The sequence below is a fragment of the Streptomyces yokosukanensis genome (assembly GCF_001514035.1).
In the GTDB taxonomy this organism is placed as follows: domain Bacteria; phylum Actinomycetota; class Actinomycetes; order Streptomycetales; family Streptomycetaceae; genus Streptomyces; species Streptomyces yokosukanensis.
The window spans coordinates 1-19,516 of record NZ_KQ948217.1 but is presented as its reverse complement, the minus strand read 5'-3'; the positions used below and the strand labels follow the sequence as shown (position 1 = coordinate 19,516).

15 protein-coding genes are annotated in these 19,516 nt (G+C 71.9%); 6 read left to right on the top strand and 9 right to left on the bottom strand.

What is annotated here, in order from left to right; all coding sequences use genetic code 11:
• Positions 1–231: 231 nt before the first annotated feature.
• Positions 232–837 (top strand): GTP-binding protein, encoded by a 606-nt coding sequence (locus tag AQI95_RS27750; protein WP_067129538.1) that lies wholly within the window; start codon positions 232–234, stop codon positions 835–837.
• 140 nt (positions 838–977) lie between these two features.
• Here the strand turns inward: AQI95_RS27750 and glpK are convergent, their stop codons facing one another.
• The 5 genes from glpK to AQI95_RS27725 form a co-directional block, all read right to left on the bottom strand.
• Positions 978–2,498 carry a glycerol kinase GlpK gene (glpK, locus tag AQI95_RS27745; protein ID WP_067129535.1) on the bottom strand — a complete coding sequence of 507 codons (1,521 nt, stop codon included), beginning with the start codon at positions 2,496–2,498 and terminating at the stop codon, positions 978–980.
• Positions 2,499–2,573: 75 nt separating this feature from the next.
• The gene (locus AQI95_RS27740) at positions 2,574–3,347 is read right to left on the bottom strand and encodes an MIP/aquaporin family protein (protein WP_067129532.1); all 774 of its coding nucleotides are present in this window, start codon (positions 3,345–3,347) and stop codon (positions 2,574–2,576) included.
• Between the two features lie 367 nt (positions 3,348–3,714).
• Positions 3,715–5,364 carry a GGDEF domain-containing protein gene (locus tag AQI95_RS27735; protein WP_067129530.1) on the bottom strand — a complete coding sequence of 550 codons (1,650 nt, stop codon included), beginning with the start codon at positions 5,362–5,364 and terminating at the stop codon, positions 3,715–3,717.
• Between the two features lie 163 nt (positions 5,365–5,527).
• Entirely contained in the window at positions 5,528–6,718 is a 1,191-nt protein-coding gene (locus AQI95_RS27730; RefSeq protein WP_067130285.1) for a lipid-transfer protein, read from the bottom strand.
• The gene (locus AQI95_RS27725) at positions 6,715–7,161 is read right to left on the bottom strand and encodes a Zn-ribbon domain-containing OB-fold protein (RefSeq protein ID WP_067129528.1); all 447 of its coding nucleotides are present in this window, start codon (positions 7,159–7,161) and stop codon (positions 6,715–6,717) included. Before AQI95_RS27725 ends, AQI95_RS27730 begins: the two co-directional genes overlap by 4 nt.
• Positions 7,162–7,286: 125 nt before the next feature.
• Between AQI95_RS27725 and AQI95_RS27720 the strand changes: the two genes are divergently transcribed.
• Both AQI95_RS27720 and AQI95_RS27715 read left to right on the top strand, forming a co-directional pair.
• A complete protein-coding gene (locus AQI95_RS27720; RefSeq protein ID WP_079071507.1) occupies positions 7,287–8,096 on the top strand; it encodes a M15 family metallopeptidase in 810 nt (269 codons plus the stop codon).
• 46 nt (positions 8,097–8,142) lie between these two features.
• The gene (locus tag AQI95_RS27715) at positions 8,143–8,679 is read left to right on the top strand and encodes an NUDIX domain-containing protein (RefSeq protein ID WP_067129526.1); all 537 of its coding nucleotides are present in this window, start codon (positions 8,143–8,145) and stop codon (positions 8,677–8,679) included.
• A gap of 10 nt (positions 8,680–8,689) precedes the next feature.
• Here the strand turns inward: AQI95_RS27715 and AQI95_RS27710 are convergent, their stop codons facing one another.
• Complete coding sequence (locus AQI95_RS27710) at positions 8,690–11,050, bottom strand: glycoside hydrolase family 31 protein (protein ID WP_079071506.1); 2,361 nt, start codon at positions 11,048–11,050, stop codon at positions 8,690–8,692.
• Between the two features lie 214 nt (positions 11,051–11,264).
• Between AQI95_RS27710 and AQI95_RS27705 the strand changes: the two genes are divergently transcribed.
• Entirely contained in the window at positions 11,265–13,232 is a 1,968-nt protein-coding gene (locus AQI95_RS27705) for an acetoacetate--CoA ligase (protein ID WP_067129523.1), read from the top strand.
• 11 nt (positions 13,233–13,243) lie between these two features.
• Here the strand turns inward: AQI95_RS27705 and AQI95_RS27700 are convergent, their stop codons facing one another.
• Complete coding sequence (locus AQI95_RS27700; protein WP_067129521.1) at positions 13,244–14,563, bottom strand: aminotransferase class I/II-fold pyridoxal phosphate-dependent enzyme; 1,320 nt, start codon at positions 14,561–14,563, stop codon at positions 13,244–13,246.
• 131 nt (positions 14,564–14,694) lie between these two features.
• Between AQI95_RS27700 and AQI95_RS27695 the strand changes: the two genes are divergently transcribed.
• Entirely contained in the window at positions 14,695–15,909 is a 1,215-nt protein-coding gene (locus tag AQI95_RS27695) for an MFS transporter (protein WP_067130277.1), read from the top strand.
• A 24-nt stretch (positions 15,910–15,933) separates the two neighbouring features.
• Positions 15,934–16,827, top strand: a complete 894-nt coding sequence (locus tag AQI95_RS27690; RefSeq protein ID WP_067129515.1) for a hypothetical protein — start codon at positions 15,934–15,936, stop codon at positions 16,825–16,827.
• A 114-nt stretch (positions 16,828–16,941) separates the two neighbouring features.
• On the opposite strand, the gene ptsP is transcribed toward AQI95_RS27690, so the two are convergent.
• Positions 16,942–18,612, bottom strand: coding sequence for a phosphoenolpyruvate--protein phosphotransferase (gene ptsP, locus AQI95_RS27685; protein WP_067129513.1), 1,671 nt, complete (start codon positions 18,610–18,612; stop codon positions 16,942–16,944).
• 78 nt (positions 18,613–18,690) lie between these two features.
• Complete coding sequence (locus AQI95_RS27680) at positions 18,691–19,140, bottom strand: PTS sugar transporter subunit IIA (protein WP_067129511.1); 450 nt, start codon at positions 19,138–19,140, stop codon at positions 18,691–18,693.
• Between the last annotated feature and the right edge of the window lie 376 nt (positions 19,141–19,516).

Below are 19,516 nucleotides of genomic sequence, written 5' to 3'. Positions count from 1 at the left end.
CCGGCCGCCGCCGAACGGCCTCACCGCCCTGGCACGACCCCTTCCGCTCCGTCCCGAAAAGCCCACCGCCCGGCGGGGGAGCGGCGACGCCGACCTGCCCGGACGGACCGGCGGTACGCTCCCCGGCCCGGGCCGGAGCGGCCCGTCGCCCGTCGTCCCGGGCCTCGAACACCCCCGGCGGCGGCCACGGCCGGCCGCCGCCCGACCCCCATCAAGCAGGAGAAGAGACCGATGATCTTCGGGCGTACTGAGCGCGGCAAGCCCCCGGTCGAGCCCGTCACGCTCAAGATCCTGGTGGCCGGTGGCTTCGGCGTGGGCAAGACGACGCTCGTCGGGGCCGTCAGCGAGATCAGGCCGCTGCGCACCGAGGAGCAGCTCTCCGAGGCCGGGCGCCCGGTCGACGACACCGACGGTGTGGAGAGCAAGCACACCACCACCGTGGCCATGGACTTCGGCCGGATCACCCTGCGCGAGGACCTGGTGCTCTACCTCTTCGGCACGCCCGGGCAGGAGCGGTTCTGGTTCATGTGGGACGAGCTGTCCGAGGGCGCACTCGGCGCCGTCGTCCTCGCCGACACGCGCCGGCTGGAGGACTGCTTCGCCGCCGTCGACTACTTCGAGCGGCGTTCCATACCCTTCCTGGTCGGTGTCAACTGCTTCGAGGAAGCGGCCCGTTACCCGGCCGAGGCCGTCCGGCAGGCCCTCGACCTGGACGACGACGTACCCGTCCTGCTCTGCGACGCCCGTGACCGGGGATCGGTCAAGGAGGTCCTCGTCGGAGTCGTCCAGCACGCGATGGACCACGCGACGGACCGCCGCCAGCCCGCCCTCGGCTGACCGGCGGGCACGGCCCGTCCCCCGCCGACCGGGGTACGGGCCGTGGTCCGGTGAGGAACGCTCACGCGCGCGTGCGCCGGCTTTCTCCCGCGGCTCCCGCTCCCGCAACTCCCGCTACGGCAGCTCCTGCGTGCCGGCCGCTACGCGCCGTCCTCCTCCAGCCAGCCGAAGCTCTTCTCCACCGCCTTGCGCCAGTTGCGGTACTCGCGTTCGCGCACCGATGCCTCCATCGCCGGTGTCCACTCCGCGTCCCGCTGCCAGTGCGCCTTCAGCTCGTCCAGGTCGTGCCACACTCCCGTCGCCAGACCGGCCGCGTAGGCGGCACCCAGACAGGTCGTCTCCGACACCTGGGGCCGGATCACCGGCACCCCGAGCACGTCCGCCTGGTGCTGCATGAGCAGGTTGTTCTTCGTCATGCCGCCGTCGACCTTCAATGTGGAGATGCGGACCCCGGAGTCCTGATACATGGCGTCCACGACTTCCCGGGTCTGCCAGCTCGTCGCCTCCAGCACCGCGCGGGCCAGATGCGCCTTCGTGACGTACCGGGTGAGCCCGGTGACGACGCCGCGCGCGTCGGAGCGCCAGTAGGGCGCGAACAGGCCGGAGAACGCGGGCACGACGTAGGCGCCGCCGTTGTCCTCGACGCTCGCCGCCAGTGTCTCGATCTCGTCGGCGTTGCGGATGATCCCCAACTGGTCGCGGAACCACTGGACCAGCGCGCCCGTGATCGCGATGGACCCCTCCAGGCAGTACACCGGAGCCTCGTCGCCGATCTTGTAGCCGAGTGTCGTCAGCAGCCCGCTCTTGGACGGCACCGGTCGGTCGCCGGTGTTCAGCAGCAGGAAACTGCCCGTGCCGTACGTGTTCTTCGCGGTGCCCACGTCGTAGCAGGCCTGCCCGAAGACGGCGGCCTGCTGGTCGCCCAGCGCGGAGGCCACGGGCACACCGGCGAGCTGCCCGACCGCCGTGCCGTAGACCTCGGCGGAGGACCTGATCTCGGGCAGGACCGCCCGGGGCACGTTCATCGCCGACAGGATGGCGGGATCCCACTGGAGGGTCTCCAGGTTCATCAGCATGGTGCGGCCGGCGTTCGTGACGTCGGTGACGTGCCGGCCGCCGTCGGGGCCGCCGGTGAGGTTCCAGATGAGCCAGGAGTCGATGGTCCCGAAGGCGATCTCGCCGCGTTCGGCCCGCTCTCGCAGGCCCGGCACGTGGTCCAGCAGCCAGGCCGCCTTCGGCCCGGAGAAGTAGCTGGCGAGCGGCAGCCCGGTCTGCTCGCGGAAGCGGTCCTGGCCGTCCGCGCTGCCGAGTTCGGTGCACAGCGCGGCAGTACGGGTGTCCTGCCAGACGATCGCGTTGTGCACGGGCTTGCCCGTGGCGCGGTCCCACAGGACCGTCGTCTCGCGCTGGTTGGTGATGCCGAGCGCGCTGAGCCGGTCCGCGCGCAGCCCCGCCTTGGCGAGCGCTCCGGCCACCACGGCCTGCACCTTGGACCATATCTCGGTCGCGTCGTGCTCCACCCAGCCCGGCTTGGGGAAGATCTGGCGGTGCTCGCGCTGGTCGACGGCGACGATCGCGCCGCTGTGGTCGAAGACGATGCAGCGGCTGGACGTGGTGCCCTGGTCGATGGCGGCGACGTAGGTGTCGGCGGTGTCCGTCATGGCTGTCCCTGGGTCGCTGGGTCGGGTCGCTGGTCAGTGGGGGGGCACGTACGAGGGGGAGAGCGGCGTGCGGGGTCAGAAGGCCGCGTGGTACACGAGGCCCGCGAGTGCCCCGCCGATCAGCGGGCCGACCACCGGGATCCAGGCGTAACCCCAGTCGGACGTGCCCTTGTTCGGGATCGGCAGAAAGGTGTGCACGATACGCGGGCCGAGATCGCGCGCCGGGTTGATGGCGTATCCGGTGGGCCCGCCGAGGGAGAGGCCGATGCCGACGACGAGCAGCGAGACGATCAGCACCGTCGTGCCGGACTGGCCGAGCCCCTTGGTCAGCCCGAAGGCGAGGACGGGCAGCACGAGGGCCATCGTCGCGATGATCTCCGTGATGAGGTTGGCGACCGGGTTCCGGATCTCCGGGATGGTCGAGAAGATGCCGAGGGTCGCCACCGGCTCCTCGACGGTGCCCTCAGCCGTGCCGTCGGCGGTGTCCTCGGTGGAGCCCTCCGCGCGGACGTTGGCCTGGAACTGGGCGAGATACACCAGGTACGCGAGGACGGCACCGAGCATCGCCCCGACGATCTGGCCCAGCAGGTACACCCAGACCTTGCCCCATTTCCCGGAGTCCACGGCGATACCGAGGGTGACCGCCGGATTGAGCTGCCCACCCGAGAGGGGGGCCGCGGTGTACGCGCCCGCGAGGACTCCGAAGCCCCAGCCGAACGCGATGACGACCCACCCCGCGGCCCGAGCCTTGGAGTGTCTGAGGGTGACGGCGGCGCAGACGCCGGCACCGAACAGGATCAGGATCGCGGTGCCTATGACTTCGCCGACGAAGATGTGTCCGTTGCTCATGGCGGCTCCCTTGGCGCCGGTCGGGGCGCTCGGCCCCGGCTCTCCGTGCAGGAAGGTTCCCTTGGCTACGTCGGCCGAAGGCAGGGAGCCCCGCGCCCCGCCAGGCGTCCGTGACCAGCGTGCCGTCGCAGCCGTATCGCCAGGGAGGGACGGGCCGTGGAGCAGGACGGACCCGTGGCGCAGTGCCTGATAACGCCGAGAATGTACGGCGATGTCGACCGACACCCGGAAGTGTTCACCGGCGTCACGGGGGCGTCAAGGTTGCCGACGGCGACGGTGACAGCGACTCGTCCGGCGGCCGTGCCGGCGCCGCAGGCTCACGACGGGCGGTGAACCGGGCCTCAACGGTCATGTACGGGAAGGATGTTCACCACCCCGGCTCGGCGGCCGCGTATCCGGCCTGCGCCGGCGCCTCCCCCGGGCCGCGCCGGACCTCGTGGCCGGGCAGCCCGGCGCGCCCCAGCACCCAGCTCGCCCCGCGCAGCGCCTTTGCCGCCTGCTTCAGCGGAGCGAGCTGGGCGGCGGCCTGGCGGTGATCGCCCACACTTCCCGGCGCGCACACGACGGTCGCGAGGGAGAGCGTGACCGGCCGGTCGCCCGCCGCCCAGGGCACGTCGAGGACGGCGCCCACCAGCGGATCGAGCGCCTCCTCGTCGGCGAGCAGCAGGAAGTCGTCCCCGCCGATGTGGCCCACGCGCGCGTGTCCCACGACCGCCCGCTGCAGCGCCCGCCCCACCGACCGGATCAGCTCGTCGCCGGCGGCGAACCCGGCCCCGTCGTTGACCTGTTTGAAGTGATCGATGTCCAGCCAGCTGAGCGCGAAGGTCCGGCCGTCCGCGATCCACCGGTCCACCTCGGTCGTGATCGTGTCCGAACCGGGCAACCGGGTCAGCGGATTGAGCCCGGCCGCCTCCTCGACCCGGCTCTCGGCCAGCGCCCGCACCAGGTCCGCGAGCCGTACGACGCCCACGCACCGGCCGTGCCGGTCGACCACCGCGACATCGTCGGAGGTCCGGTCCCGGCCGCCGATCGCGACGACGTCCAGCACCTCCCAGGCGGTGGCGTCGACGCCGACCGCGCGGGGCGCGTCCCCCAGCTTGACGGCCGGTCGGTCGGCGTACAGGGCGTGCCCGTACCGGCCGGACATCGACAGCAGGAAGCGCGAGCGGTGCACCGATCGCACGGGCCGGCCGGCCTGGTCCACCAGCAGCACTCCGGAGACGTCCGGCGATCCGGTCAGCAGCGCGCGCACCTGACCCGCCGAGGCGGTCACCGGCAGGATGGCGGCCGGACGCACGAACTCCCGCACCGACGGCCCGGACCGGGGCACCGCGACGGCGCCGGGGGAGTGGGGCGGAACGTATACGTCCGCGGCGGGAATCCGGGCCGGCGGCGCGAACAGCTCGCCCTGGGCCAGCTGCGCCCCGGCGGACAGCGCCGCCGCGCACTGCAGTTCGGTCTCGACACCCTCCACCGCGACCAGGGCGCCCAGTTCCTCGCACAGCGTCCGCATCGCCCGCACAGCGGCCGGCCGGGCCAGCAGTGAGGCGTCGAGCTTGACCAGGTCGGGGTTGAGGTCGGTGAGCAGCCGGAGCGGTACGTCACTGTCCCCGATGCCGTCCGCGCTGATCCGAAACCCCTGCTCGCGCAGCGCGGCCACGGCCTCCAGCAGGGCCCGGTGCGGCACGTGCGTGTAGGGCGGGACGACGTCCAGGGTCACTTCCCAGGGCATGCGCCCGGCCGCCCGCACGGCGTCGTGCAGCGGGGTGAGGCCGCCGAGGTCGGCGAGGGTGGCGGCGAACACGTTGAGGTGCAGCGGCAGCAGGGTCTCCTTGCGCGTCGCGGCGCGCAGTGCCAACACCGTGAGCCTTCCGTCGAGTTCGGGATCTCGACGGGCCTCGGCCAGGATGTCACCGCTCTCCGGGCGGGCGAGTGTCTCCAGTGCGGTGACGGCGCCGGTCCTCAGGTTGACCACCGGCTGGAAGGCGAAGCGGAGAGTGTCCGTCCAGGAGTGCACGGAAGCATGATTTCGCCGCTCGGATGCGCCCAGGCGCAATTCATGAGACGTTCACGCAGGATTCCGGGGTGATCACACAGCGTGGACAACCTCTGTGATCACTGCTGTCACACCCTGCTCTCCCCGCTCTCCCCGCTCTCCTCCTGGCTCTCCTCGTGCCGCGTCATCGCACCGCGACCACCGACGACCCGTGCCCGAAGAGCCCCTGGTTGGCGGAGATCCCCACGCGCGCCCCGGCGACCTGACGCTCGCCCGCGGTGCCTCTCAACTGCCAGGTCAGCTCGCAGACCTGGGCGATGGCCTGGGCCGGCACCGCCTCCCCGAAGGACGCCAGCCCGCCACTGGCGTTCACGGGTATCCGCCCGCCCGGGCCTGTCGCCCCCTCCCGCAGCAGCTTCGCCCCCTCTCCCTCGCCGCACAGCCCCAGATCCTCGTACCACTGCAGCTCCAGCGCGGTGGACAGGTCGTACACCTCGGCCAGGGACAGCTCCTGCGGGCCGATGCCCGCCTCCTCGTAGGCCGCGCGGGCGATGGACGCGCGGAAGGTCTCGTCCGCGGGCTGCACGGCGACCGAGGAGTCCGTGGCGATGTCCGGCAGGTCCAGCACCGTGTTCGGGAAGCGCGGGGTCACCGTCGACACCGCCCGTATCCGCACCGGACGGGTCACGCCGCGCCGGCGCGCGAAGTCCGTGCTGGAGAGCACCAGGGCCGCGCCGCCGTCGGAGGTGGCGCAGATGTCGAGCAGCCGCAGCGGATCGGCGACCACCGCGGAAGCGGCGACCTCCTCGGCGGTGACCCGCCCCCGGTAGCGGGCGTTCGGGTTCAGCGCGCCCATCGCGGCGTTCTTCACCTTGACCAGCGCGAAGTCCTCGGGTGTGTCCCCGTGCACCGCCATCCGCCGCCGCGCGTACAGCCCGAAGTACGTCGGGTTCGTCGCGCCCAGCACGCGGAAGCGCAGCCAGTCCGGATCATCGGGGCGTTCCCCGCCCACCGGCCGGAAGAAGCCCTTGGGCGCCGCGTCCGCCCCGACCACGAGGACGACGTCCGCGAGCCCGGCGAGGATCTGTGCCCGTGCCGTGGCGATCGCCTGCGCACCGGAGGCGCACGCCGCGTACACACTGGCGACCCTGGCGCCCTGCCAGCCCAGGGCCTTGGCGAACGTCGCGCCCGCCACATGGCCGGGATATCCGGCGCGCACCGTGTCCGCGCCCACGATCGAGCCGATGTCCCGCCAGTCGAGCCCGGCGTCCGCGAGCGCCGCGCGGGCCGCCACTGTCCCGTACTCCACGAAGGAACGTCCCCACTTGCCCCATGGGTGCATGCCCGCGCCGAGCACCGCCACGTCCCTCGTCATGCCCTCACCCCCGTCGGCCGCCAGTGCCACGTCGTCCAGGTCGTCTCCGCGTCCTCGTGGAGCACTCCCGGGACGACCTCCACCTCCATGCCCACCGCCAGGTCGGCGACGGTGATCTTGGGGGTCGTCTGCCCCAGCACCACGATCCGCTCGGCGGCCAGCTCCACCGCGATCAACGCGTAGGGCTCCCACGGAAGTTCCGGGTTGCTCACATAGGGTGACGGTGGACGGTATCGACTATCCGTGTACGACCAGATTCGCCCCTTTCGTGAAAGGGGTGTCTCCATCAGGGAGCCGCCGACGCAGCACGGATTGCGACAGTGGACATCCTCGCGCGGGAAGAACACCGTGGCGCAGGACGAGCAGCGGGTGCCGAGAAGTCTGAAACCGTCACCGCCGCCGGTGAACCATCCGTCGACCGCGGGTGTGCGTGTCCGGGACAAGCTCCCTCCCCACCTCGAAATCTGACGATGCGTCAGCAGTGTGGCACGGGCATCCGGAAATGGGCAGGGTGAATCGGACCCGCCCGCTTCCCGGCCGGAGCGCGCACCTGATAGACGCTGGAGGCATGACCCGACTCACCCGTGCAGTCCGCGCTCTCGTCACCGCCCTCGCGACCGTGCTGGCCATGACCGGGGCCTCCGCCTCCGCTCGGGCCGGGGCGGACACCGGCGCGCCGAAGGAGTTCGTGGCCCTGAGCGCCGTGGACCCGACGATCATCCAGGAGATGCGCTACTTCACCCCGCACAACTTCGTCGGCCGGCGCGTCGACGGTTACGAGCAGCCGATCTGCATCCTCACCCGCCCGGCCGCCCGAGCCCTCCACAAGGCGCAGCTCACCCTGCTGCGCAAGGGCTACACCCTCAAGGTCTACGACTGCTACCGGCCCCAGCGCGCCGTGAACCACTTCGTCCGCTGGGCCGAGGACCTCGGCGACCAGGCGACAAAGGGCGAGTTCTATCCCAACGTCGACAAGACCCGCCTGTTCGAGGACGGTTACATCGCCGAGAAGTCCGGACACAGCCGCGGCTCGACCATGGACCTCACGATCGTGAAACTCCCCGCGAGGCCGACCCGCCCCTACCACCCGGGAGAGCCGCTCGTGCCGTGCTTCGCGCCCAAGAGGGATCGATTCCCCGACAATTCCGTCGACATGGGCACCGGCTTCGACTGCTTCGACACCCTCGCGCACACGCTCGACCCGCGCATCCAGGGCGCACAGCGCGCCAACCGCCTCCTGCTCAAGAGCACCCTGGAGAGTGCCGGATTCGTGAACCTCGCCGAGGAGTGGTGGCACTACACGTACCAGCCGGAGCCCTACCCGGACACCTACTTCGACTTCCCTGTGTCCTGGAAGTCGCTCACCGCCGCTGACTGAGCGTCCTCCGGAAGAGGGGCCTCCACCGATCGGATACAGTCCGCGCGTGTCCGAAACTCACCACTCAACTGTCAACTCCGTACCGAACTCGCACTGTTCGAGCTGCGGAGCGCCCTATGGAGAGGGCGTTTCCGGCTGGCCGCGCACCTGCCCGTCCTGCGGGACCGTCGCCTACCGCAATCCGCTGCCGGTCGCGATCGCGCTCCAGCCCGTGTACGACACCAAGGGCACCGCCCTGGTCGTCATCACCCGCACCATCGCTCCCGCGCGCGGGGGCACGGCACTGCCCGGCGGCTACGTCGACGACCGGGAGGACTGGAAGCAGGCCGTCGTACGCGAGCTCAAGGAGGAGACCGGCATCGACGCGGCCGCACGCGACGTGCGACTCGTGGACGCCATGAGCTCGCCCGACGGCCACCTGCTGCTGTTCGGGCTGCTCCCGGAGCGTCCGGTGGACGGGCTCCCGCCCGCCGAGCCCACGGACGAGACCGAGGGCTGGCACCTGCTGCGCAGGCCCGAGGAACTCGCCTTCCCGCTGCACACCGTGGCCGTACGGGCCTGGTTCGAGGGCCGGTACCTCTGAGCCGCGCGGCTCACTCCAGCCCCCGCACCCGCACCGGGTAGGGCGGCTCACCCGAGCCGTCCTCCCGCTCCCGTGAGACCACCACCTCCCGGCCCTGGCGGCGGGCGACGTAGCGTTCCGGCTCCGGTTCGTCCCACCCGTCGCCCGCGTCCGCCACGACCAGACCGCCCCCGGTCCGCCCCGGAGCGGGCGCCCACACCTCCAGCTCCGGACCGCCGTCGGCGCCCCGCACCGGAACGACGGCACCCGCGCGCGCGAACACCGGTATCCGCGACAGCGGCGCGTCGACGAGCACCTGCGCCGGTCCCTCGTACGCCTTCCCGGTCACCGTGTCGTACCAGCGCCCGCGCGGCAGCTGCACCGCACGCCGGTCCGCACCCGGGTCCATGACCGGAGCCACCAGCAGAGCGTCCCCGAGCAGAAACGTGTCCTCGCAGTCGCGCAGCGCCCGTTCCTCCGGCGACCCCCACCACAGCGGCCGCACATAGGGCGCGCCGGTGCGCCGGGCCAGATGCGCCAGCGTCATGAAGTACGGCAGCAGCCGCCGCCGTTCGAGCAGCGCCACGCGCGCGTGCTCCAGCACCTCGGGACCGAACTCCCAGGGCTCCCGGCGCCCGGCCCGCAGGCTCGCGTGCGTGCGGAACAGCGGCAGATACGCACCGAGCTGGAACCACCTCAGATACAGCTCCGGCGACGGGCTGCCGTCGAAACCGCCCACGTCCGGGCCCGAGTACGGCACCCCGCACAGCCCGAGACCCAGCACCAGCGACAGCGACGCCCGCAGCCCCGGCCAGCCCGTCGCCACGTCCCCGGACCAGGTGCCCCCGTACCGCTGCAGCCCCGCCCAGCCGGAGCGGGAGAACAGGAAGGGCCGCTGCCCGGGGGCCAGCTCGCGCAGCCCTTCGTAGCCCGCTCGCGCCATGCACAGCGCGTACACGTTGTGCGCCTCCCGGTGGTCGCCCCCGCGTCCCTCCAGGGCGTGCCGGGCCGAACGCGGCAGGGTCGGCTCGCCGAAGGCGTTGAACGACGTCGGCTCGTTCATGTCGTGCCAGAAGCCCGCGAAGCCCTGGGCGAGCCGCTCCTCGTACAGCCCGCCCCACCACTTGCGCACACCCGCGCGCGTGAAGTCGGGGAAGACCGACTCGCCGGCCCACACCACACCGCGCACCGTGCGCCCCGAGGCGTCCCGCACGAACGCGTCCACTGCCGTGCCGCTGTCGTACACGGAGTTGCCCGGCGCCGCCTTCACGGCCGGATCGACGATCGACACCAGCCGGATCCCGTCCCGCCGCAGCTCCTCGGCGAGTCGGGGCAGCTTCGCGAAGCGCTCCTGGTCGACCGTGAACACCTGGTGGCCGTCGTAGTGGTCGATGTCCAGGTGCACGGCGTCCAGCGGCAGCCCGTGCCGCCGGTAGCCCGCGACGATCCGGCGCACCTCCTGCTCACTGCCGAAACCCCACCGCGCGTGATGGTGACCGAGCGCCCACGCGGGCGGCAGCGCGGGTGCGCCGGTCAGCGAGGCCCAGGTGTGCAGCACGCGCGCGGGGGTGCCCACGACCACCCAGCAGCGCAGCGGCCCGCCGTCCATGCGCACCTCGCAGCGCCCCGTCCGGTCGTGGCCCGACCCGGCTCCCTCCTCGCCCTCGCGCAGCACCACCGTGCCGTCCCACGTGGTGTCGTGGAACACCAGATGCGTGCCGGCGTCGGCCACCACGAGCTGTATCGGCATCGTGAGATACAGCGGATCGTCCCCCGGACGGAACGGCCGCCCGGGATCGGTGTTCCACAGCCGGTACGAGCCGTCCCGCAGCCGAGGCCCGGCCGCCCGTCCGCCCAGACCGAAGAAGCGGGCGTCGGCCGCCACCTCCGACCGCTGCATCCACCGTGCCGCGCCCCCGCCGACCGGCTCCCACCAGCGCGGCGGCAGATCCCGCCGCAGCGTCACGCCGCCCGGCGTACACACCTCGACCGCGCCGTGCCGCGAGACGGTGACCGTGACCCGTTCGGCGACCACCCGCCAGCCACCGTCCTTGTCCGGCTCCAGCACCGCCCGCGGATCCGGCTCCGGCGAGCCGCCCGCGAGCGCGTACGACGGCTGGGGGCCCGTCCCGTCCCAGCCCCAGAAAACCGCCCCGTTCACCGCGACGGTGATCCGCAGCTCGGACCGGGCGAACCGGATCAGCCCGCCGCCCGGGCCCGGCTCCGCGCTCTGCACCTGACCCGGAACCCGCGCCCGCTCGGGACCCCGCCGCGGCAGCCCGGCGGCGTCGATCCGCCGCCTGCGCCACGCGGCCCGTACGGTACGCAACCCCCGAGCTGCCCTCCCCGAACCCACCACACTCACCGAACGCACCAGGTCACGACCGTCCATGCTGCTCACCCTGCCACTGAGCACCCCACGCGCGCGTGTCGTTCAACTGCCGTTCACCCGTGTTGGGACCACATCTTCACGACACGGACTATGTGGGGCGCACCCTGGTGTAGAAGTCGATCACATGGCATCGTCCCTGTCAGCCGCGTCACGCACACACCCCAGCCCGTGCGCGGACCGACGCCCACGACGCGCACAGCCCGGGAGCCGCCCCATGTCGACCGCGAACCCCCAGCCGCTCTGGCAGCCCGATCCCCAGCGGATCGCCCAGGCCCGCATCACACAGTTCCAGGCATGGGCCGCCGAGCACCACGGCGCCCCGGCCGAAGGCGGCTACTCCGCCCTGCACCTGTGGTCCGTCGATCAGCTGGACACCTTCTGGAAGGCCCTCGCGGAGTTCTTCGACGTACGGTTCTCGACGCCCTACGCGCGCGTGCTCGGCGACCGCTCGATGCCGGGCGCCCAGTGGTTCCCCGGAGCCACCCTCAACTACGCCGAGCACGCCCTGCGTGCCGCGGCCGACCGCGCGGACCTGCCTGCCCTGCTGCACGTCGACGAGACCCAGGAACCTCGCCCGGTGACCTGGGCCGAACTGCGGCGCCAGGTCGGCTCCCTCGCGGCCGAGCTGCGTGCCCTCGGGGTCCGTCCCGGCGACCGCGTCAGCGGCTATCTGCCCAACATCCCCCAGGCCGTCGTCGCCCTGCTCGCCACGGCCGCCGTCGGCGCCGTGTGGACCTCCTGCGCCCCCGACTTCGGCGCCCGCAGCGTCCTCGACCGCTTCCAGCAGGTCGAACCCGTGGTCCTGTTCACCGTCGACGGCTACCGGTACGGCGGCAAGGAGCACGACCGCCGCGACATCGTCGCCGAGCTGCGCCGCGAGCTGCCCACCGTGCGCGCCGTCGTCCACATCCCGCTGCTCGGCACCGAGGCACCCGAGGGAGCCCTGCAGTGGTCGGCGCTGACGGCGGGGGACACCGAACCGGTCTTCGAGCAGGTGCCCTTCGACCACCCGCTGTGGGTGCTGTACTCGTCCGGCACCACGGGCCTGCCCAAGGCCATCGTCCAGTCCCAGGGCGGCATCCTGGTCGAACACCTCAAGCAGCTCGGCCTGCACTGCGACCTCGGGCCCGAGGATCGTTTCTTCTGGTACACCTCGACCGGCTGGATGATGTGGAACTTCCTCGTCTCCGGCCTGCTCACGGGCACGACGATCGTCCTGTACGACGGCAGCCCCGGCTACCCGGACACCGGTGCCCAGTGGCGGGTCGCCGAACGCACCGGAGCCACCCTGTACGGCACCTCCGCCGCCTACGTCATGGCCTGCCGCAAGGCCGGCGTCCACCCCGCGCGCGACTACGACCTGACCGCCATGAAGTGCGTCGCCACCACCGGCTCGCCGCTGCCGCCCGACGGTTTCCGCTGGCTGCACGACGAGGTCCGCGACGACCTGTGGATCGCCTCCGTCAGCGGCGGCACCGACGTCTGCTCCTGCCTCGCCGGCGGTGTACCGACGCTCCCGGTGTACACAGGTGAACTCCAGGCCCCCGGCCTCGGCACCGACCTGCAGGCCTGGGACCCGGGCGGCCGTCCCGTCGTCGACGAGGTCGGCGAGCTGGTCGTCACCGAGCCCATGCCCTCCATGCCGATCCGGTTCTGGAACGACCCCGACGGCAGCCGCTACCACGACAGCTACTTCGACACCTACCCCGGTGTCTGGCGGCACGGCGACTGGATCACGGTCACCTCGCGCGGCACCGTGATCATCCACGGCCGCTCCGACTCCACCCTCAACCGGCAGGGCGTGCGCATGGGCTCGGCCGACATCTACGAGGTCGTCGAGCGCCTGCCCGAGATCAGGGAATCCCTCGTCATCGGAATCGAGCAGCCCGACGGCGGCTACTGGATGCCGCTGTTCGTGCACCTCGCACCGGGCGCCGTGCTCGACGAGGCACTCCTGAACCGCATCAAGCAGGCCATCCGCGAACAGCTCTCGCCGCGGCACGTACCCGACGAGGTCATCGAGGTGCCCGGCGTCCCGCACACCCTCACCGGCAAGCGCATCGAGGTCCCCGTCAAGCGCCTCCTGCAGGGCACGCCCCTGGAGAAGGCGGTCAACCCCGGCTCCATCGACAACCTCGCCCTGCTCGACTTCTACGAGGAACTGGCCCGCAAGCGCGGCTGACCGCGCGGGACTCACCCGCCGTACGTGGCCTCGGACTCGCCCAGCACGGCGACGAAGTCCGAGGCCAGCCGTGCGGCATCGGCCGGCACCAGCCCGGCGGCCGCGATCCGGACCCCCGGCTCCGACGACAGGCGGAACCTCGCGCCTGCCGCGACCCACCAGCCGTACGACCGCAGCCCGTTCACCACGGCCGACTCGTCGCGCACCGGCACCCACAGGTTCAGCCCGCTCGCGGCGCGCGACGCGATGCCCCGCGCGGCCAGTTCGCCGGCCAGCGCGGTACGACGCACCGCGTACGTCTCACGCGCGCGTGCCACCAACGCGCGCGTGCCCTCGTCGGTCAACAGCCCGTGCACCGTCTCCTGGAGCAGGTGACTGACCCAGCCCGAGGTCAGCAGCAGCCGACCGTCGTGCCGGGCGAGCGTGACCGGGTCACAGGCGGCGGCCGCCCAGCGCAGATCGGCCCCCAGGAACTTGCTCACGGTCCGCACATGCACCCAGCGGGCCGGACCCGCGGCGGACAGCGTGTGCAGGGCGGCGCCGGCCACCTCGGAGGCGTGGTCGTTCTCCACCACCAGCACATCGGGCGCGTCCCGCAGCACCTCGGCCAGCGCGTTCCGGCGGGCGGCGGAGAAGCATCCACCGTACGGATTCTGCGCTCGCGGGCTGAGCACCACGGCCCGCACTCCGGCCCGCAGAGCCGCCCGCAGGGCCTGCGGACGCATCCCCTCGTCGTCCACGGCGACCGGGACGTTGCGCAGCCCCAGCGCCGCGACCAGATCCAGCAGATGGTGATATCCCGGATCCTCCATGGCCACGCCGTCCCCGGGGAGCAACTCGACGGACAGCACCCGGTTGATCAGATCCAGCGCGCCGTGCGCGAACGTCACGTGCTCTACGGGGACGCCGTCCGCCCCCAGCCAGTCGCGCACCGTCTCCTCGAGGCGCGCCAGCCGGGGCGCGGAGCGGTGGGAGCGGACGCCCGGGGAAAGATGTGACGGCGGCAGCAGAGTGGGCAGCAGCGCCGGATCGGGATGCCCGCCGGCCAGGTCCCGCACTCCCTCGGGCACCTTGGGCGGCCTGCGCGACGCGACCGCGGGGGCCGGAGCGACCACGGTGCCGCCCCGCCCGCGCGTGACGACGATGCCCCGCCGTCGCAGCTCCTTGTAGGCCGTGGCGACCGTGCCCGGACTCACCCCCAGCTCGTCCGCGAGCCGCCGCACCGGAGGCAGTGCGACCCCCGGCGCCAACGCTCCCTCCGCCACACCCCGTTCGACGGATCCGGCAATTCCCTTGGCCGTCGTACCACCGATCTCATATTGTGTTGCCACGTTGCCGATTATGTATCAACACATAACTCGCGGCAAGTTCCGACAAGCTTCACCCGGGGGGAACCGTGGAAGCCGAGCCCGAGACCGCCGTCCGGCCGCCCCGCATCCCAGGCGGCCGCGACGGACGCCGGATGCTCCTTATCACCTTCATCGACCGCATCGGCAACGGCCTGTGGGCATCCGTCTCCGTCCTGTACTTCACCTACGTCTCCGGCCTCTCCCTCGCCCAGGTCGGCACCCTCGCCGCCGTGTCCGGCGCCATCGGCATCGCCGGCGCGCCCCTCGCCGGACGCCTCGCCGACCGCCATCCCCTCACCCGGATCCTGACCGCACTCCAACTCCTGCGCGCGATCGCGACCTTCGGCCTGCTCGCCACCGACCACTACCTTCCACTGCTCGCGATCTCCGCCCTCGGCAGCTTCGGCGACCGCGCCTCCAGCGTCCTCACCAAGCTCTACGCCAACCGCGTCGCCGGACCCGACCGAGTCCGCTACCAAGCCGTCAACCGCACCGCCTCCAACGCCGGATGGGCCCTGGGCGGTCTCGCCGCCGCGGCCGCCCTCGCCCTCGGCACCACCACCGCCTACCACGGGCTCCTCATCGGCGACGGACTCTCCTTCCTGGCGATCGCGCTCCTCACACCGACCTGCGCGGAACCCCCGTCCGGCAGCCGCATCGCCGCCCGCACCGGCACCGGTACCGCCTCCCGCACCGCCGGGCCGACCAGCCCCTGGCGCGACCGCATGTACCTCGCCTTCGTCGCGACCGAGACGGTCCTCTTCCTCGACGACAGCGTCTTCCAGATCGGCCTGCCCCTGTGGATCGCGCACAGCGAGGGCGTCCCGCACGGCCTCGCACCCCTGCTGCTCGTCCTCAACAACGTGATGGTGGTCGCCCTCCAAGTGCCGCTCGCCCGCTACGGCACCACCACCTCGGCAGCCCGGAAGCTGCTCGTCCCGCTGTCCGCCGCCTCCGCCGCCGGCGGCATCGCCATGACCCTGTCCACAACCGGCGGCACCCTCCAGGCGGTCTGCCTGCTCACCGCGTCCGCCGCACTCTTCACCCTGGCCGAGATGCTGCACGCCGTCGTGTCCTGGGAACTCTCCGTGGCCCTCGCCCCCGACACCGCGCAGGGCGCCTACCTCGGCGTCCACGGCCTCGCCCAGTCGGGCCAGCGCAGCCTCGGACCGTTCGCCGTCACCGCGGCCATCGCCACCGGCCCCCTCGGCTGGACCGTCTTCGGCGCCACCATCGCCGTGACCTGCGCACTCCAGCACCGCCTGGTCCGCGGCCGCCTCCAGCGCGGCCCGTTGTCAGTGCCGCCGGTTACGGTGAGTGAGCATTGATCGACTGCGCACTTTGGGGGAAACATGGCGCACACCGACCACCAGACCATGCGACGCGTCCTGTGCCGCGAGATCGCCGGCACCATCGGCCTGCTCACCGACGAACACGACTTCCGCACCATGCGGCGCTACCGCAGCTTCACCTTCGACGACCACACGACCTACCTCCGCCAGGTCGAGGCCGTCCTCGAGGCCCGCGCCGCCCAGGGCACCCACACCACACTCGCCCTGTTCGACCCCGAGGACTACGCCGACTACTGCGCGCAAGCAGGCCTCGACCCGGAAGCCCCGGCCAGCCGCACCCGCTTCACCGCGGAACTCGCGGCCACGGGCCCCACCATCCCCTACGACGGCCGGCCCCTCGCCACCCTCCTACCGGACCTCGTGGACGAGGCCGTACGACAGGCCACTTGGGAGTACGCCACCACCCTGCTCTCCCGCCTCGGCCCCTGCCCCACCTGCGGCGAGGACATCGGCAAGGCGGCCTTCACCCGCGCCTCCGACCTCCTGGTCCGCATCCTCGACACCGCACCACCCGGCAACCGACACCTCGTGTGCAGCGTCTCCGGACCACCGGACACCCTCATCTCCGTCCTGCACGGCGACCAGGACGGCCACGGCGACACCCGCCTCGACGAGGCCGAAGCCCTGGAGTTCACCAGCGTCCTCGCCCTCGGCCTCGCCACCCGCAGCCCCGGCGGACTGGTCCTGCGCACCAGCGCCCCCGGCAGGAGCGACGGCGTCTACGGCTGGCGGCTGCGCGCCGGAAACCTCGAACCCCTCACCGCCTCCGAAGTGTTCGACGCCTACTGCACCGACGCCGTCTCCGGAGAGCTCATCTCCCCGGAATCCGGCGTCGACTACCGCCGGCCCCCCGACCTCGGAGACGAGAGCCCCGCACCGGGCCACCGCCACTGACCGAACCAGCCACCCCGAGCGCCGAACACGCCCGCACCGCACCGGACGCACCAGGGGCGCCCCACCCGAAGGCGGGACGCCCCTGAACCCGGCACACCGGCAGCGCCGCTACGGCTACTCGCCGGACAGCACCGCCTGAGCCGCACTGCGCGCCTCCTCGGCGCTGTCCGCGGCACGCGCGGCCCCAGCGGCCCGCTCGCACTGCGCCAGCGTGTACTTCGCCAGCGTCGCCCGGACATAAGGAATGGACGCCGAACCCATCGACAGGGAGGTGACACCCAGACCGGTCAGCACACAGGCCAGCAGCGGGTCGGACGCCGCCTCACCGCACACACCACAGCTCTTGCCCTCGGCCTTGGCCGCCTCCGCCGACAGCGCCACCAGGTCCAGCAGCGCCGGCTGCCACGGGTCCTGAAGCCGGGACACCGCGCCCACCTGACGGTCGGCCGCGAACGTGTACTGCGCGAGGTCATTTGTCCCCAGCGAGAGGAACTCGACCTCCTGCAGGATCGAACGCGCCCGCAGCGCGGCCGACGGGATCTCCACCATCGCACCGAACTTCGCCTGCAGCCCCGCCTCACGGCAGGCGTCCGCGAACGCCCGCGCGTCCTTGCGGTCCGCCACCATCGGCGCCATGACCTCAAGGTAGACGGGCAGCCCCTCGGCGGCCTTCGCCAGCGCGGTCAGCTGCGTACGCAGCACCTCCGGGTGGTCCAGCAGCGTCCGCAGACCCCGCACGCCCAGCGCCGGGTTCGGCTCGTCCGCCGGAGTCAGGAAGTCCAGCGGTTTGTCCGCGCCCGCGTCCAGCACCCGAACGACCACACGGCCCTCGGGGAACGCCTCCAGCACCTGCCGGTAGGCCTCCACCTGCTTCTGCTCGGAAGGAGCGTTCTTGCTGTCGTCCAGGAACAGGAACTCGGTACGGAACAGACCGACCCCCTCGGCCCCTGCCTCCAGCGCGGCCGGTACGTCCGCCGGCCCACCCACATTGGCCAGCAGCGGCACCTTGTGCCCGTCCGCGGTCGCACCCGGCCCGGACGAGGCGGCCAGCGCGGCCTTGCGCTCGGCGGCCGCGGCCTCCAGCTCCGCCTTCTTCGCCTCGCTGGGGTTCACGAAGATGTCGCCGGTGCTGCCGTCGACGGCGATCACCGTGCCTTCGGCCAGCTCACCTGCGCCCGGCAGCGCCACGACCGCCGGCACACCCAGCGCCCGCGCCAGGATCGCGCTGTGACTGGTCGGCCCGCCCTCCTCGGTCACGAAGCCGAGCACCAGAGAGGGATCCAGCAAAGCGGTGTCGGCAGGAGCGAGATCCCGCGCCACCAGCACATACGGGTGGTCACTGTCCGGCACACCCGGCATCGGCACACCGAGCAGCCGGGCGACAATACGATTCCGCACGTCATCCAGGTCGGCCACCCGACCGGCGAGATACTCACCGGCACCCGCCAGCAGCTCGCGGTACGCCGCGAACGCGTCGTACACCGCACGCTCGGCCGTGCTGCCGACGACGATGCGCCGGTCCACGTCCGCCATCAGCTCGGGGTCCTGGGCCATCATGGCCTGCGCCTCGAGCACGGCCTGAGCCTCGCCCCCCGCCAGATTGCCGCGCGCCATCAGATCGGCGGCGACGGCGTCCACGGCCTGACGGGAGCGGCCCTGCTCACGCTCCGCCTCCCCCGCCGGGATCGACTTGGCCGGCGGCTCCAGCACCGCCGTACCCATGTGCCGAACCTCGCCGATGGCCACGCCATGGCTCACGCCCACGCCTCGCAGCGTTGTCTCCATCTCACCCGTCTCCGATAGTGCGGCGGGTCCCGCCGCCGCGGTGATTGTCCAGTTCGCCGTCGTGCGACGGCCGTTCCGTCAGTTCCAGGAGAAGAGGCTGTCGCCGGCCTTCACGTCACCGCTGTCACGCAGGTCGGAGAGGGACTCGGCCGTGGCTTCGAGCGCGACGACGGGGCAGACCGGGGACTTGCCGGCGGCCTCCACGGCGGCCGGGTTCCAGCGCACGACGGCCTGACCGCGCGTCACGGTGTCGCCCTTGTTGACGAGCAGCTCGAAACCCTCGCCGTTGAGCTGAACGGTGTCGATGCCGAGATGGGTGAGCACGCCGTGTCCGCTCCCGTCCACCACGACGAAGGCATGCGGGTGCAAGGAGACGATGACGCCGTCCACGGGTGCGACGGCCTCGGAGGCCTCACGCACGGGGTCGATCGCGGTGCCCGGGCCGACCATGGCCCCGGAGAAGACCGGATCCGGCACTTCGGCCAGTCCGATGGCACGTCCGGCAAGAGGGGACGTCACGGTGGTCATGGGAAGCCTCCCAAGGAGTGGAGCTGCTTACGGGCCGTCGTTGCCTGTCCCGACGGCACCTTGAGCAGCAGGGTATGTCAGATGAAGTGGCGGTTCCGTTTAGAAGCTACCAGTTAGTGGTCTAGACCACCAACCCCGTGGATTTGCACGGCCTTCAGAGCTCCGTGTACAGTCGTACTCCTGCTTGGGGCGAAGGGACGCGAGAGCGACCTGACTCAACAGAACCCAAACTCGTCAGATCCTATCTCTGGATCCGCTTCTGCGTGCTCGCAGGAGGGTGGTCAGAGAGACGGAAAAACCCTGATAGAGTTTGAAACGCCGAAGGGAAGCCCGGAGGAAAGCCCGAGAGGGTGAGTACAAAGGAAGCGACCGTTCT

Excerpts from the sequence above, each read along its gene's own strand:
- AQI95_RS27750 (WP_067129538.1), top strand. The coding sequence starts at position 232 with ATGATCTTCGGGCGTACTGAGCGCGGCAAGCCCCCGGTCGAGCCCGTC.
- glpK (WP_067129535.1), bottom strand. The coding sequence starts at position 2,498 with ATGACGGACACCGCCGACACCTACGTCGCCGCCATCGACCAGGGCACC.
- AQI95_RS27740 (WP_067129532.1), bottom strand. The coding sequence starts at position 3,347 with ATGAGCAACGGACACATCTTCGTCGGCGAAGTCATAGGCACCGCGATC.
- AQI95_RS27730 (WP_067130285.1), bottom strand. The coding sequence starts at position 6,718 with ATGACGAGGGACGTGGCGGTGCTCGGCGCGGGCATGCACCCATGGGGC.
- AQI95_RS27720 (WP_079071507.1), top strand. The coding sequence starts at position 7,287 with ATGACCCGACTCACCCGTGCAGTCCGCGCTCTCGTCACCGCCCTCGCG.
- AQI95_RS27710 (WP_079071506.1), bottom strand. The coding sequence starts at position 11,050 with ATGGACGGTCGTGACCTGGTGCGTTCGGTGAGTGTGGTGGGTTCGGGG.
- AQI95_RS27705 (WP_067129523.1), top strand. The coding sequence starts at position 11,265 with ATGTCGACCGCGAACCCCCAGCCGCTCTGGCAGCCCGATCCCCAGCGG.
- AQI95_RS27695 (WP_067130277.1), top strand. The coding sequence starts at position 14,695 with ATGCTCCTTATCACCTTCATCGACCGCATCGGCAACGGCCTGTGGGCA.
- AQI95_RS27690 (WP_067129515.1), top strand. The coding sequence starts at position 15,934 with ATGGCGCACACCGACCACCAGACCATGCGACGCGTCCTGTGCCGCGAG.
- ptsP (WP_067129513.1), bottom strand. The coding sequence starts at position 18,612 with ATGGAGACAACGCTGCGAGGCGTGGGCGTGAGCCATGGCGTGGCCATC.
- AQI95_RS27680 (WP_067129511.1), bottom strand. The coding sequence starts at position 19,140 with ATGACCACCGTGACGTCCCCTCTTGCCGGACGTGCCATCGGACTGGCC.